15 protein-coding genes are annotated in these 13,609 nt (G+C 72.5%); 8 read left to right on the top strand and 7 right to left on the bottom strand.

What is annotated here, in order from left to right; translation table 11 throughout:
• The first annotated feature begins 95 nt into the window (after positions 1 to 95).
• Positions 96 to 656: a MarR family transcriptional regulator gene (locus ACIO5D_RS18025; RefSeq protein ID WP_363607067.1), complete on the top strand. Its 561-nt coding sequence runs from the start codon at positions 96 to 98 to the stop codon at positions 654 to 656.
• Between the two features lie 137 nt (positions 657 to 793).
• Here the strand turns inward: ACIO5D_RS18025 and ACIO5D_RS18020 are convergent, their stop codons facing one another.
• Both ACIO5D_RS18020 and ACIO5D_RS18015 read right to left on the bottom strand, forming a co-directional pair.
• A complete protein-coding gene (locus tag ACIO5D_RS18020; protein WP_400652193.1) occupies positions 794 to 2,593 on the bottom strand; it encodes a glycosyl hydrolase family 18 protein in 1,800 nt (599 codons plus the stop codon).
• Between the two features lie 327 nt (positions 2,594 to 2,920).
• On the bottom strand, positions 2,921 to 3,583 hold the full coding sequence (locus tag ACIO5D_RS18015) for a hypothetical protein (RefSeq protein ID WP_400796217.1): 663 nt from the start codon (positions 3,581 to 3,583) through the stop codon (positions 2,921 to 2,923).
• A gap of 196 nt (positions 3,584 to 3,779) precedes the next feature.
• Here ACIO5D_RS18015 and ACIO5D_RS18010 point away from each other — a divergent pair, with 196 nt between their 5' ends.
• The gene (locus ACIO5D_RS18010; RefSeq protein ID WP_400652187.1) at positions 3,780 to 4,889 is read left to right on the top strand and encodes an NlpC/P60 family protein; all 1,110 of its coding nucleotides are present in this window, start codon (positions 3,780 to 3,782) and stop codon (positions 4,887 to 4,889) included.
• Positions 4,890 to 4,971: 82 nt separating this feature from the next.
• Here the strand turns inward: ACIO5D_RS18010 and ACIO5D_RS18005 are convergent, their stop codons facing one another.
• Positions 4,972 to 5,541, bottom strand: coding sequence for a DoxX family protein (locus ACIO5D_RS18005; RefSeq protein WP_400652184.1), 570 nt, complete (start codon positions 5,539 to 5,541; stop codon positions 4,972 to 4,974).
• Between the two features lie 118 nt (positions 5,542 to 5,659).
• Between ACIO5D_RS18005 and ACIO5D_RS18000 the strand changes: the two genes are divergently transcribed.
• The gene (locus tag ACIO5D_RS18000) at positions 5,660 to 5,968 is read left to right on the top strand and encodes a barstar family protein (protein ID WP_400652181.1); all 309 of its coding nucleotides are present in this window, start codon (positions 5,660 to 5,662) and stop codon (positions 5,966 to 5,968) included.
• Positions 5,969 to 5,991: 23 nt separating this feature from the next.
• Positions 5,992 to 6,624 (top strand): MarC family protein, encoded by a 633-nt coding sequence (locus ACIO5D_RS17995; RefSeq protein ID WP_400652178.1) that lies wholly within the window; start codon positions 5,992 to 5,994, stop codon positions 6,622 to 6,624.
• 31 nt (positions 6,625 to 6,655) lie between these two features.
• Here the strand turns inward: ACIO5D_RS17995 and ACIO5D_RS17990 are convergent, their stop codons facing one another.
• Both ACIO5D_RS17990 and ACIO5D_RS17985 read right to left on the bottom strand, forming a co-directional pair.
• Entirely contained in the window at positions 6,656 to 7,189 is a 534-nt protein-coding gene (locus ACIO5D_RS17990; protein WP_400796214.1) for an NADPH-dependent FMN reductase, read from the bottom strand.
• Positions 7,190 to 7,251: 62 nt separating this feature from the next.
• The gene (locus tag ACIO5D_RS17985; RefSeq protein ID WP_363607079.1) at positions 7,252 to 7,686 is read right to left on the bottom strand and encodes an Lrp/AsnC family transcriptional regulator; all 435 of its coding nucleotides are present in this window, start codon (positions 7,684 to 7,686) and stop codon (positions 7,252 to 7,254) included.
• 189 nt (positions 7,687 to 7,875) lie between these two features.
• Here ACIO5D_RS17985 and ACIO5D_RS17980 point away from each other — a divergent pair, with 189 nt between their 5' ends.
• From ACIO5D_RS17980 to ACIO5D_RS17970, 3 genes are all read left to right on the top strand, one after another.
• On the top strand, positions 7,876 to 8,715 hold the full coding sequence (locus ACIO5D_RS17980; RefSeq protein WP_400796211.1) for a tryptophan 2,3-dioxygenase: 840 nt from the start codon (positions 7,876 to 7,878) through the stop codon (positions 8,713 to 8,715).
• A 50-nt stretch (positions 8,716 to 8,765) separates the two neighbouring features.
• Complete coding sequence (gene kynU / locus ACIO5D_RS17975) at positions 8,766 to 9,986, top strand: kynureninase (protein WP_400796376.1); 1,221 nt, start codon at positions 8,766 to 8,768, stop codon at positions 9,984 to 9,986.
• Between the two features lie 155 nt (positions 9,987 to 10,141).
• Complete coding sequence (locus ACIO5D_RS17970) at positions 10,142 to 10,639, top strand: hypothetical protein (RefSeq protein WP_363607082.1); 498 nt, start codon at positions 10,142 to 10,144, stop codon at positions 10,637 to 10,639.
• 125 nt (positions 10,640 to 10,764) lie between these two features.
• Here the strand turns inward: ACIO5D_RS17970 and ACIO5D_RS17965 are convergent, their stop codons facing one another.
• Positions 10,765 to 10,938 carry a hypothetical protein gene (locus ACIO5D_RS17965; protein WP_363607083.1) on the bottom strand — a complete coding sequence of 58 codons (174 nt, stop codon included), beginning with the start codon at positions 10,936 to 10,938 and terminating at the stop codon, positions 10,765 to 10,767.
• 218 nt (positions 10,939 to 11,156) lie between these two features.
• Here ACIO5D_RS17965 and ACIO5D_RS17960 point away from each other — a divergent pair, with 218 nt between their 5' ends.
• The gene (locus tag ACIO5D_RS17960; protein WP_400652171.1) at positions 11,157 to 12,020 is read left to right on the top strand and encodes a helix-turn-helix domain-containing protein; all 864 of its coding nucleotides are present in this window, start codon (positions 11,157 to 11,159) and stop codon (positions 12,018 to 12,020) included.
• A gap of 98 nt (positions 12,021 to 12,118) precedes the next feature.
• On the opposite strand, the gene ACIO5D_RS17955 is transcribed toward ACIO5D_RS17960, so the two are convergent.
• Entirely contained in the window at positions 12,119 to 13,537 is a 1,419-nt protein-coding gene (locus ACIO5D_RS17955) for a choice-of-anchor A family protein (RefSeq protein ID WP_400796208.1), read from the bottom strand.
• Positions 13,538 to 13,609 lie beyond the last annotated feature (72 nt).

Genomic DNA, 13,609 nt, shown 5'->3' with positions numbered 1-13,609 from the left:
AAGCCCAGAAGATTTCAGAGCTAAAGTCTTAGCATTCGGAAGAGTGTGGAGTCAAAGGCTTAAGGAGTGCACCGCTTCATGCGACACTGGTCCGCATGACTGCAGAGAAGCCCGCCCCGGCCACCGCCAACGAGCTGGGAGTCGCCGAGCAGGTGGCCGTCTACCAGCGGGAATTCCCCACCGTGGACCCACAGGTGGAGACCATCGTGCAGACCCTCTCGCGGGTCGCCCGGCGGATGGGCGTGGCGTACGGCCGGCAGCTGAATGTGCTCGGGATCACCTCCGCCGAGTGGGAGGTGCTCAAGGCCCTGGTGGTCGCGGGCAGCCCGTACCGGCTCGGCCCGGGCGAGCTGGCCAAGCGGCTCGGACTCACCCCGGCCGCGATGACCCACCGGATCGACCGGATGGTCGCCGAGGACCTGGTCACCCGGGAACGGGACGAGGCCAACCGGGTCCGGGTGATCATCGAGCTGACCGAGAACGGCCGCGACAAGTGGCTGGAGTCGATGCGGATGGCCGCCGGCTTCGAGGAGGAGCTGCTCCAGGACCTCGCCGGGGAGGAGCGCACCGAGCTGTCCGCGCTGCTGGCCCGGATGCTGCGGCGGATCGAGGAGACCCAGCCCGACGCGCTGGGGCGCACCGACGACCTGGCCTGACCCGGCCCGCACACCTGCCCGCACACGCGGAAGTCCGGCCCGCCGGGGGGAGCTCCCCCGGCGGGCCGGACTCGTGGTGCGAGGGTCCGTCAGGCCCTCAGATGTACGGGCGGGTCAGCCGCCCGGTGGTACCGGCCTCAGCAGGGGCCGTTGTCGGTCCAGACGCCCCACGCACCGCTGGCGGCCGGGTCGTCGCCCTTGGTCCACCACTTGTTGGTGTAGAAGTGGCCCTTCCAGGACACCTTGGTCGAGGTGGCGTAGGTGGCGGCCGCGTCCCAGCTCGGGGCGCCCGAGCAGCCGGCCGGGGTGGTCGGCGGCGTGGTGGGCGGCGTGGTCGGCGGGGTCGTGGGCGGAGTGGTGGGCGGCGTGGTCGGCGGGGTGGTCGGCGGCGTCGTGGTCGGCGGGGCCGGGCAGGACGCGGACGAGCCGTTGGTGGCCTGGACCATCTTGTCGAACAGCGCGGTCTTGGTGCCCAGGTCGTACAGCGAGAAGGCGAAGGAGCCGCCGAGGCCGTTGCAGTGGGCGTAGTCCACCTTGGCCTGGATCGACTTGGCGTCCTCGCCGGACCAGAAGGTGTTGCCGTCGTAGAAGTACGTGGCCTTCGCCGTGTCGTCCCAGAAGGTCTTGGACGGGTTGTCGACGAAGCCCGTGAGCTCCTTGTACATCTGGATGCCGGGCATGTTGCCGGACATCGCGGCGCCGGTGGCGGGCGCGGCGGCGGGCTGGAACAGGCCGTTCTGGCCGTTGTTCGCGACGCCGGTCCAGCCGCGGTAGTAGAACGGCACACCCATGTTGATCTTGTTGGCGGGGAAGCCGCCGGGGATGCCGTACTCCTTGTCACCGACCGTGTACGCCTTGATGGCGCTGTCGATCGAGTACTTGCCGCTGCCCGGCTTGACGGGGGTGCTCGGGTCGTTCGGACCGGAGTACAGCGGGGCCTGGTGGTTGGTCGGGCCCTTGGCGTCCCAGCCACCGTGCATGTCGTAGGTCATGACATCGAGGAAGGTGAGGTACGGAGCGATCTTGTCCGTCTCGATGTTCATGATCTTGTCCTGGCCGGCGCCGACCGCCGCCGCCGTGGCGTAGGTCCTGCCGTCGGCCTTGCCCTGCGCGTCGAGCTGCGTGCGCAGCTCCTTCAGCAGCAGGGTGAAGTTCTGCTTGTCGGCCGGGCTGGAACCGTTGCCGGTGTGGCCGCCGCCGCCCGGGTACTCCCAGTCGATGTCGATGCCGTCGAAGATGCCGGCCGCCGAGCCCGGGCCGCCGTAGCCGGCGTCGACCGGCAGGTTGCCCTTGATGAACATGTCGATGCAGGACGAGACCAGGTGCTTGCGCGAGGCGTCGGTGGCGGACGCCGCCGAGAAGTACTTGGAGTAGGTCCAGCCACCGATCGAGAGCAGGATCTTGAGGTTGGGGTTCTTCGCCTTCAGCTTCTTCAGCTGGTTGAAGTTGCCCGCGATCGGCTGGCCCCAGACGTCGCCGACGCCGTCGACCGAGATGTCCGGGCCGAAGCTCTTCTGGTAGTCGGCGAACGCGTCGGCCGCGCCGTCACCCGCGTTCGGGTTGTTGTCGTCCTGGCTGGCGGCCTTGGTCGCCTGGAAACAGCCCAGGTCGGTCGGGCTGATGTTGGCGAACGAGTAGATCAGGTAGTCCAGGTTCCCGGCCACGCCGGTGTCCTGGATCGTCTTGGGGTAGTACGCGTTGCCGTAGATCGACCACTGGTCGAAGTAGGCCACCTTGAGGCCGCCGCTGGTGGCGGGCGCGCCGGTGCTGTTGGTGACGGCGGCGTTGGCCGCGGCGCCACCGCTGAGCGCGAGGCCCGTGCCGAGCAGCAGCGAGGCGGTCGTGCCGGCCGCGAGGGCGGCCAGGCTCTTCGGGCGGCGTCGACGGCCGCCCTGCTGGGCCGGTGCCCCGGCCCTTTCGATACGTGAACGGAGCATGGGTGCGTGACTCCTTGTTGTGGGGGATTCCGCCGCCCTGGCGAACCCGTACGGGGTGGGGCCGTACGACCAGGGCATGACAGAACGGGGGAGGGAATCGAGCGGAAACATGCCTGACAGACGCCGGGATATGCCGAACCGGCGCCAGCGGTACGGACCGCTGACGCCGGTTCAGGGGCTCCCTGCACCTGGGGATTAAAATGGACTAGACCAACTCCCCCGTCAAGGGGTGATGTTGACGCTTGAGCCGCCGTTAAGGTTCACCCGCCCCGGCCGCACCGCCGCTGACCTGCGGGTGAGCGGCGGTGCGGGACCGGGTGACGCGGGTCAGTACCGGACGGCGTTGGACACGACCGCCTTGACCGTGCCGGTGAGGTCCCGGTTGCTGCGCGCGGTGGCCTGGGCGCTCTGCCCGGCGGCGACATCCGACACGGTGACCGCCGTCGCGTCCAGCACGTTGCCGGAGGCGTCCGTGAAGTTGATCTGGATGACGTACCGGTTGGCCTGCTGCTCGGGGTTGGTGACGGTGAGCGGCACCTCCGCCTTGCCGTCCGGGGTCGTGGTCACCGCCCCCGCGGCGACGTCCGCCTTGGCGTCCAGGCCGCCCTTGACGCCCGCGATCGCCGAGGAGGCCGCCGCCTCCGCGGAGGCCACGGCCGAGGAGAGCCCGCCGGCCGCGGCGCCGGCCGCCGAGGAGAGCCCACCCGCGGCCGAGCCGACCGCGGAGGCCGCGGCGGAGGCGGCGGCGGAGATGGCGGAGGCCGCGGCGGAGGCACCCTTCTCCACCGCGGAGGCGATGGCACCGTTCGGCTTGCCGCTGGACGAGCAGCCGGCCAGTGCCGCCGCGCCGAGCACGGCCGCGGCCAGGGCGGCGGCCACGGCCCGGCTCCGGTGCCGGACCGCGGGGGCGGTGACGTCCTGCGCGGTCACCCGCACCGGGGCGGTCGGCCGGCCGGTGGTGGTCGTCCTGGTGGGCGGCTGGCGATCCATGGGGTCCTCGATTCTGCCCGGCGCCGGGCTGCCCGGCACACTCCACGCCCACCCTCCGAGCCCCGGACCGGGTCCGCCAGCAGGGCTGATACGTACGGGTGAGGGCCCGACGGCTTGCTGACATAGCGGTAGAACTATTAATTTTCTGGATTATCGGACTTGTTGATCTCTCCCAGCCCCCCAGGAGCCTCAGCGCATGGGCCAGCACCGCCTCCCGAAAACCCGCAACCGGCAACGCATTTCCGCCCTCACCCTGACCGCCGGGGGTGCCTTACTGCTCTCCGGCACCGTCGCCCACGCGGCGCCCTCCACCCCAGCCCCCGGGGCCAAACCGTCCCTGGAACAGGTACAGCGCGAGGTCGACGCCCTGTACGAAGAGGTGGAGGTCGCCACCGAGCAGCAGAACGGACTCCAGGAGCGCCAGCAGCAGCTGGAGGCCCAGGCCGGCACCTTCCAGCAGCAACTGGCCGACCAGCAGGCGAAGATCAACACCGTGCACGAGTCGCTCGCCACGGTGGCCGGGGAGCAGTACCGCACCGGCGGCATCGACCCCACGGTCAAGCTGATGCTCAGCTCCAGCCCCGAGGACTACCTCGGCCGGGCCGGCCTCCAGGAGGCCGCCACCGCCGACCAGTCCGCCACCCTGGTCCGGCTCCAGGCCGACCAGCGCAAGATCGACCAGCTGCGCACCGAGACCGCCGCCCGGCTCGCCGAACTCGACGGCAACCGGGCCCAGTTGGCGGCCAAGAAGACCGAGGTGCAGGCCAAGCTCGCCAAGGTGCAGGGCATCCTGAACGGCCTCAAGGCGGACGAGCGGGCCAAGGTCCTGCGCGAGAACCAGCAGGCTGCCGCCGCCGCACAGCAGGCCGCCTCCCGCGGCACCAACCGTTCCGACGCCCCGGGCAGCAACGGCGAGGGCGCCTCCGGCACCCCGCAGTCCGCCCCGCCGGCCCCGTCCGCCGGCCGGGCCAAGGACATCCTGGCGTTCGGCTACGCCCAGCTCGGCAAGCCGTACGTCCGGGGTGGCGTCGGCCCGAGCGGCTTCGACTGCTCCGGACTGACCGTCACCGCGTACGCGGCGGCCAATATCAAGATCCCGCGCACCTCACAGGACCAGTACCGGATCGGCACCAAGATCTCCCGGGACCAGCTGCAACCCGGTGACCTGGTGTTCTACTACCCGGACATCCACCACGTGGGCATCTACGCGGGCGACGGCAAGCTGCTGCACGCCCCCCGTACCGGCAAGAACGTCGAGGTCGTCCCGCTCGACAGCATGCCGTACGCGGGCGCGGTCCGGGTCTGACCCGGGCCCCGGCCGGAGCGGGACGTCGGCCGGTCCGACGTCCCGCTCCGGCCGGGTGGCCGTACGGAGGCGGGACCGGTCCTCAGGACAGCCCCGAACCCTCCTCGCGCGCCGCCTCCTCCGCCTCCACGGCGGACCGCTCCTCGCGCAGCCGCACCACGTGCCGGCGGCGGGCCACCACGCAGTACGCCGAGGCCGCGCTCGCCACGAACGACACCGCGCCGATCCACGGCCGGTCGAGGACGTGCCCGGCCAGATGGTCCAGCGAGTACCGCCCCGCACCGGACACGCCCAGCGCCAGCCCGGTCGCGCCGAGGAACGCCGGGTACTCGTAGCCGCCGGACGTCATGAAGAAGCCCGCCGGGGCGTGCACCGCCACCGCCCCCGCCATGGTGCCGGCCACCACCGCACCGGCCGCCGGCGTCGCCAGCCCGGCCACCAGCAGCGCGCCGCCACCCGCTTCGCCGAGGCCCGCCGCCAGGGCGTTCTGCCGCCCCGGGTGGAAGCCCATGTGCTCCATCGCCTTGGCGGTGCCCTCCAGGCCGGCGCCGCCGAACCAGCCGAACAGTTTCTGGGTGCCGTGCGCGATCAGCACCCCGCCCACAGCGCCGCGCAGGGCCAGCAGACCGAGATCCTTGCGGTTCAGACACATGTCGAATCCTCGTTCCAGCGGAGGGTGGTCCGGCTTCCATCCCAGCCGAAAGGGCGAGCCGGCTCGACTCGGGACCGCCATCCGGGCGAATATCGAAGCAGTGAGGAGTGGAGTCCCGATGACCCGGCGGCAACCCGAGTACCGGCTGGACGGCGGCACGATCACCGACCGCGAGGCCTTCTACACCGCCCTGGGGGCGGCCCTGAACGGCCCCGGCGGCTACTACGGCGGGAACCTCGACGCGCTCGCCGACTGCCTGCGCGGCGGCTTCGGCCCCACGCCCCCGTTCACCCTGGTCTGGCGGGACGCCGGCATCGCCCGCAACCACCTGACCGGCACGGTCTTCCTCGGCGAACGCGCCCTGAGCTACTTCGACGCGATCCTCGACACACTCCGCGCCGGAGGCGTGGCGGTCGATCTGCGGTAAATCGCCCCGGTCATGCTTGCCCCATGTTCGTCTTCAACCTGAGCAGCGCTTTCATCGCCTTCTTCGCCGTCGTCGGTCCGCCCAAGGTCCTGCTGTCCTTCGCCCGGCTCGCCTCCACCCGCACCACCGGGGAGCTGCGCAGGCTGGCCGCCTGGAGCACGATCATCTCCGCCGTCGTCGGCCTGCTGCTCGCCTTCAGCGCGGACTTCGTCACCTCGCTGTTCCACATCTCCGACCAGTCCCTGCAACTGGCCGGCGGCGCGATCTTCTTCATCTACGCCGTCGCGCTGGTCCTGGGCATCCACCTCGGCGGCGGCGACGAGGACACCGAGCACCTGCCCAACCCGCTGGTGGACGGCATCCGCGAGCTGCTGCTGCCCTACATCGCGAGCCCGCTCGCGGTGACGGCGGTGCTGGTGGGCTCGCTCGCCAAGAACGACTGGGGCTGGCGCGTCACCGTCGCCGGGGCGTACATCGCCGTCGTGGTGATCAACTACGTCTGTGTGGCGCTGCTCGCCCCGCTGATGCAGCGCACCCACCGCACCTCGCTGGAGGTGCTCTCCCGGCTGCTCGGCCTGCTGCTGGCGGCGGTCGGCGTGGAGCTGTTCCTGACCGGCCTGGCGGGCCTGGGCCTGCACCTGCCCGACGGGCACTGAGCCCGCCCGGCGGGCGCCGCGGCGGTCCGGCTCAGCCGGCGGCCAGCAGCTCCAGGACCTCGCCGATCCGCGCCCGGACCAGCGGGTCGGCGGCCAGGCCGTCCGGGCCGACGCCCTTGCGGTCCAGCGGGACCCGGACGCAGGCGTCCGCCACGAGGGCGGCGCCGGTGTGGCGGAGCACGGTGCCCAGCGCGGCCTCGGCACCCTGGCCCCGGCCCGGTGCGGCGGCGTTGATCCAGCCGACCGGCTTGTCCGAGATCTCGATCCCGCCGACCGTCCAGTCCAGCAGGTTCTTGAACGAGCCCGGCAGCGTGCCGGCGTACTCGGGGGTACAGATCAGCAGCGCGTCGGCGGCCTCGATGGCGGCCCGCAGCTCGACGACCGGCTCCGGCAGCGGGTCGGTGTCGTGGTCGGGGTTGAAGTGCGGCAGTCCGGCCAGCCCGGTGTAGTACGTCGTGGTGACGGACTCCGGCGCCACTGCGGCGGCGGTGCGCAGCACGGTCTCGTTGGTGGAGCCCGCGCGCAGGCTGCCGGGGATCAGGAGGACGTGACGGTTGATCGGCATGGCGATGAACCTACCGGCCGCTGCCGGAGCGTGTCCCACCACGTGCGTGCCCGGTCCAGGCCCTACGGCGCGACCACCGGCCGCCAGGGCACCGGGCTGGAGAGGATCATCGAGCTGGCCGGCTGGCCGTAGCCGCCGAGGCGGTCGATCAGCGCCTCGAAATCGGCCATCGCGGGCACCGCGACCAGCAGCACGCAGCAGGCCCCGCCGGTGACCCGGTGCAGCTGGAGCACCTCGGGCCAGCGGGCCACCGCCGGATCGCGCAGCACGCAGCGGGGGCCGTAGCACTGGAGCTGGACCAGCGCGGTGATCGGCAGCCCGGCCCGGGCGAGGTCGACGTGGGCGTGGTACCCGGTGATCACCCCGTCGGCCTCCAGCCGGCGCACCCGCTCGGCGACGGCGGGTGCGGACAGGCTCACCCGGCGGGAGAGTTCGTTGTAGGAGAGCCGGGCATCGGCCTGCAGCTCGGCGAGCAGGCGGCGGTCGACGGCGTCCATGGCGGCTCCCGGCGGGTGGGTCGAGTGGCTGGATCCCGCTGTTTTGCGATCGTAAGGAGGACCGACGGAAAGACCTCTTGAACGATAAGCACGGATGCGGTTGCCGTGCCCGAAGCCCATTCAAGAACGGGCAGGGACCGCCGCACAATGGGGCCCCCGGCGGCGTCCGGGTCACCAGGAGGGATCACGATGGGGCACGACACGGTGGAAACACCCAACCTGTCGTTCGGTCGGGACGGGGAGCCGGGTCGAGGCACCCCGTACGCCCGCTACGTACGGCTGGAGGAGCTGCACAGCCTGCAGCACCCGCGCAGCGAGGTGCCGGCCGAGCTGTCGTTCATCGTCACCACCCAGGTGATGGAACTGCTCTTCGACCTGCTGCGGCACGAGTGGACGCTCGCCCAGCGGGCGCTGCGCGAGGACGACCTGCCGGCCGCGCTGGCCGCGCTGCGGCGCGGCACCCACGTCCAGGACGTGCTGGTGGAGTCCTGGGACCTGCTGGCGACCATGACCCCGCAGGAGTTCAACGCCTTCCGCCCGGTGTTCGGCGAGGCCTCGGGCTTCCAGTCCTCGGCCTTCCTGCACCTGGAGTTCCTGCTGGGCAACAAGAACGCCGCCCTGCTGCGGATGTACGACGAGGCGCCGGGGACGCACGCCGAACTGACCGCGGCGCTGCGCTCCCCCGGCCTCTACGACGACGCGCTGGCGCTGCTCGCCCGGCGCGGCCTGGCGCTGCCGGTCGGGCCCGCCGAACCGTCCGAGCAGCGGTACCGGGCCGAGCCTGCGGTGGAGGCGGCCTGGCAGCGGGTCTACACCGAGCCCGGGTTCGCCGACCTGAAGGCGCTCGCCGAGGCGCTGCTGGACGTCGCCGAGCGGGTGACCCGCTGGCGCCGGCGCCACCTGGCGGCGGTGAAGCGCTCGATGGGCGCCAAGCCGGGCTCGGGCGGCTCCAGCGGCCTCGCCTGGCTGCGCAGGTCCGCCGAGCAGGACGTGTTCCCGGAGCTGTGGACCGTCCGGGACGAGCTGTGACGACGGAACCGACGGTGCTGACGGAGCCGGAGAGAAAGGGACCCGCCGTGATCACGCGCGAGGAGTGCGCGGCGCTGGACGCCGCCGACCCGCTGGCGGGCTTCCGCCGGGAGTTCGCCCTGCCCGAGGGCGTCGTCTACCTGGACGGCAACTCGCTCGGCGCGCTGCCGGCCGGCACCCCCGAGCGGGTGCGGCGGGTGGTCGAGCAGGAGTGGGGCCGGGAGCTGATCCGCAGCTGGAACGACGCGGGCTGGTTCGAGCAGCCGTACCGGCTGGGCCGACGGATCGCGCCGCTGGTCGGGGCCGAACCGGACGAGGTGGTGGTCTGCGACACCACCTCGGTGAACCTGTTCAAGGTGCTCGCGGCGGCGCTGCGGCTGCGCCCCGGCCGCCGCACCGTGCTCGGCGACGGCGCGGCCTTCCCGACCGACCTGTACATCGCCGAAGGCGTGACCGGCCTGGTCGAGGGCGCCCGCAGCGTGCTGGTCGCGCCGGAGGAACTGGACCGGCACCTGGACGGCGAGGTCGCCGCCGTCGTCCTCTCCCATGTGGACTACCGGACCGGCGAGTTGCTGGACCTGCCCGGGATCACCGCCCGGGTGCGGGCCGCGGGCGCCCTGATGATCTGGGACGTCTGCCATTCGGTGGGCGCACTGCCGGTCGAACTCGGCGCCGGCGGCGCGGACTTCGCGGTCGGCTGCACCTACAAGTACCTGAACGGCGGCCCCGGCTCGCCCGCCTTCCTGTACGTGGCGCGGCGGCACCAGGCCGCCGCCGCCCAGCCGTTGAGCGGCTGGTTCGGGCACGCCCGCCCGTTCGCCTTCGAGCCCGGGTACGACGCCAGGGCGGGCATCGGGCGGTTCCTGACCAGCTCGCCCTCGCTGCTCGGCCAGGCCGCGCTGGAGGCGAGCCTGGACGTCTGGGAGCGCGCCGACCTGGGCGCGGTGCGGGCGAAGAGCCTGGCGCTGACCGATCCGTTCGTCGCCCTGGTGGAGGGGCTGGACGGGATCGAGGTGGCCACCCCGCGCGAGCACGCCCGGCGCGGCAGCCAGATCGCCCTCCGGCACGCCGACGGCTACCCGGTGGTGCAGGCGCTGATCGCACGCGGGGTGATCGGGGACTTCCGCGCCCCGGACCTGATGCGCTTCGGCTTCACCCCGCTCTATCTCACGTACACGGACGTCTGGGACGCGGCCCGGCACCTGGCCGGGGTACTGGAGTCCGGCGAGTGGCGGCAGGAGCGGTTCGGCCGGCGCGGCGAGGTCACCTGAGGGCGGGATCACCCTCGCCGCCCGCACCCTGGGCCCGGCCGGGCCGGTGGCCTGCCGCGCGTGGGCGGGGCTGGTGCGACTCCGGCCGGGGTTCGGCGGCGGTGAACCTGGGCAGGCTGATATTTGACTGGTCATCATACTGCGGGAGGGGACGCATGGACCTGGAACTCGGCCCGCTGATGCCCGGACCTGCCGAGCTGATCGTCGGTCTGGTCTGCTTCTTCCTGCTGTTCTGGCTGCTGGGCAGGCTGCTGCTACCGCGGGCGGAACGGGTGCTGGCCGAGCGGCGGGATGCCATCGAGGGGCGCACGGAGCGGGCCGAGGCCATCCGGGCCGAGGCCGAGCGGACCCTGGACACCTGCCGGCAGGAGCTGGCGGACGCCCGGCACGAGGCCGCGCGGATCCGCCAGGAGGCCACCGGGCAAGGTGCGGCGATCATCGCGGCGGCCCGCGAGGAGGGCATCCGCGAGCGCGACCGGCTGGTCGCGGAGGCGGGCGCCCGGATCTCCGTGGACCAGGCGCTCGCGGCGGTCTCGCTCCAGGCGGAGGTCGGCGAGCTGGCGGTCGAGCTGGCCGGACGGGTGGTCGGCGAGCCGCTGGCCGCCGTCGCCGCCCGGCGCGGCACCGTGGAGCGGTTCTTCGACGAGCGCTGAGCCGGAGCCTCGGCGCCCCTCGGGTACCTGCCGCGAGGACCGGCGTCCCGTCGTCGCGGGGTACGGGTCCTCGCCCCGCCGGGCAGAAGGCGGCTCCGGCGGGGCGCAGGGAACTCAGCGGTCCGTCAACACACGGGCTTGGGCCTCGACGGCATGCTCTGCATGTCGCACACCGCCTTCGGGTTGTAGTAGGCGGCGGCGCTGCCCGCCGTGCCGGCGCCGATCCCGATCAGCGCGACGAGGACGCCGGCCGCGACGGCCGCCCGGTGCTTGCGGGTGCGGGTGGTGGTACGAGCCACAGACGGTCCCTCTCCATGGGCCGGCGCCGGATCGATCGGCGCCGACAAGCGGTGAAGCGGCCCCTCCGGTGAGGGGCGACGGACCGAGGATCACCCGTCCGGACCGAGAGCGGGAGGTCATGCCGCGCCCTTGCCGACCCGGCGAATCCATGCCGCGGGGCCGACAGGCTCGACCGACCCCTGGTGATCGCGCGACACCACGATGAACAATCGTTGACGTGGACCCCTCCGGCGCTCTCCGTGACTTCCTGCTCTCCCGTCGGGCCCGGCTGCGGCCCGACGACGTCGGGTTGTCCGGCCACGGGCCGAGGAGAGTCGCCGGGCTGCGCCGCGAGGAGGTAGCCGAACTGGCGGCCGTCAGCCTGGAGCACTACATCCGGCTCGAACGCGGCCACGCCTCACAGGTGTCGGACGCCGTCCTCGACGCCGTCGCCGACGCCCTCCGGCTGAGTCCGGGCGAACGCCGGTACCTGCACAGCCTCGCGCGGCCGCCCGCCGGACACGAGAAGACGAGCCGCGCCGGCGTCCGGCCCAGTGTGCAGCACGTCCTCGACTCGATGATCGACACACCCGCCTACCTGGTCGGCCCGGGCGGCACCGTACTGGCCTGGAACCGGCTGGCGGCCGCGGTCTTCGCCGACTTCTCCCGGATCCCCGCCGGGCAGCGGACCGTCGGGCGGCTGGTCTTCACCCACCCCCGCGCCCGACGCCTCTACGCCGACTGGGAGGCGAAGGCCCGCGAAGCCGTCTCCTACCTGCGGACCGAGACCGGAAAGCGGCCGCATGACCCGGCCCTCGCCGACGAGATCCGGCAGCTGACCGCCCGGAGCGAGGACTTCCGCCGGCTCTGGTCCGAACAGCTCGTCCTCGAAACCACGCACTCGACCGTCCGTCTGATCTGCCCGCCGTTCGGCCGGCTGGAGCTCTCCTGGGAGACCCTCCAGCTGACCGACAGCCCCGACGAGGTCGTACTCGTCTACACGGCCGCCCCCGGATCCCCCTCCGCCGAGGCGCTGCGCACACTGTCCCGCGCCGCCGGCATCACCCCGGCACCGGCCGACCGGCGCCCGCGGGGATGCTGAGCGCCGGGCCCGGCCGGATACGACGACGGTCAGGCGGCCCGGTTCGGGAACCGGGCCGCCTGACCGTCGTTCAGTACTGTCGAGCCGCCGGACAAGCCCTAGCTGTGGCGTCCGCGGCGACGGGCGGCCAGGACGGCCAGACCGCCGAGGCCCAGCAGGCCGACACCGGCCAGGCCGAAGACGACCGGCGCGTTGCCCGCTCCGGTCGACGGAAGCTCACCGCCACCACCGGGGTGGTGGCTGTTCGAGTGGTGGCCGCTCGGGTGGTGGCTGGTCGGCGCGGGGCTCGACGAGGTCGGGGACGCGCTGTGGGACGGGCTGTGGGACGGGCTGTGGGACGCGCTGGGCGAGGTGGGTGACGCGCTCGGCGAGGTCGGGGAGGACGACGGCGAGGTCGGCGACGAACTGGGCGACGTCGGGGAGGACGACGGCGAGGTGGGTGACGCGCTCGGCGACGTCGGGGAGGACGACGGCGAGGTCGGCGACGCGCTCGGCGACGTCGTGCAGTCCGGCAGGTCCCCGTCGAACGGGTAGCTGTGGATCTCGTAGCCGCCGCTGCCGGTCTGGATCAGGTTGCCCGCCAGGTACACCCGCCCGTTGAGACCGGGGGTGGCGATCGTGGTCGTGCCGCCCACGTTGCCCGCCATGACCGAGCCCTGGAACTGCGCGCTCCCCAGGATCTGCGCGTTGGTGGAGGTGGGGAAGTTCCACATCAGCTTGGAGCGCATGTCGGTGGTCGGGTCGCCCGGCAGACCGGTACCGGTGTAGGTGTTGATGATGGCGTTGTCCGACAGCATGTTGACGACGACGGTGGCGCCGGCCGGGATGTTGTTGAAGACCAGCCCGATCTGCTGGGTGGCCGTGCCCAGGTTTCCGGTGACGTTGAAGACCTGCCGCATGCTGGTCCCGTCACCGGTGAAGGTCGCCTCGCTGTTGGTGACCGCGACCGTGCCGGTCGCGGTGGCCTGGCCCGCGCAGGTGGAGGCCTCCTCGATCTGGGAGAGCACCGCCTGGTAGGGCGCGGCGGCGTTCGGGTCCTTGATCGCCTGACCGGTGGGGTCGATGTTGACGATCCCGGAGAGCGTGCCGGCGTAGCGGAGGTTGCCGAACGCCGGGCCGGTGGAGTCGCTGCCGCCGATCAGGATCTGGTTGCCGGTGACCACGTCGACGTTGCCGCCGACGGTGACGAAGTCGCTGCCGTTGGGCGGCACGACGCGCGAGCCGACGCCCACGACGCCCATGTTGAACGCGCCGCCGCCCTGGCTCTTGTCGACGGTCAGGTTCCCCAGGGTGACGATCTTGCCCTCGGCCTCGGCGGCGCGGCCGTTCACGGTGTAGTTGCCACCGGTGAAGATGTTGATCGTGGAGTCCCGGCCGGTGAAGTCGCCGTTGTTCGGCGGCGGCCAGGTGGCCGGGCAGTCGGGCCCGGTGCAGGCGCCCAGCGGCGGCGCCAGCGGGGCGGCCGAACCGACCGTCAGCACCGCGGCCATCGGCAGCACGGCGAGCGTGGTGGCCACCGCCACCCGAACGGCCCGACGCCTGCGGGCCGTCGGCGGACTTTTCACGGCGGTCGTTCTGTGATCCGGCGT

This window comes from Kitasatospora sp. NPDC087315 (assembly GCF_044744345.1).
Taxonomy (GTDB): domain Bacteria; phylum Actinomycetota; class Actinomycetes; order Streptomycetales; family Streptomycetaceae; genus Kitasatospora.
This window is presented reverse-complemented; position numbering and strand designations above follow the sequence as displayed.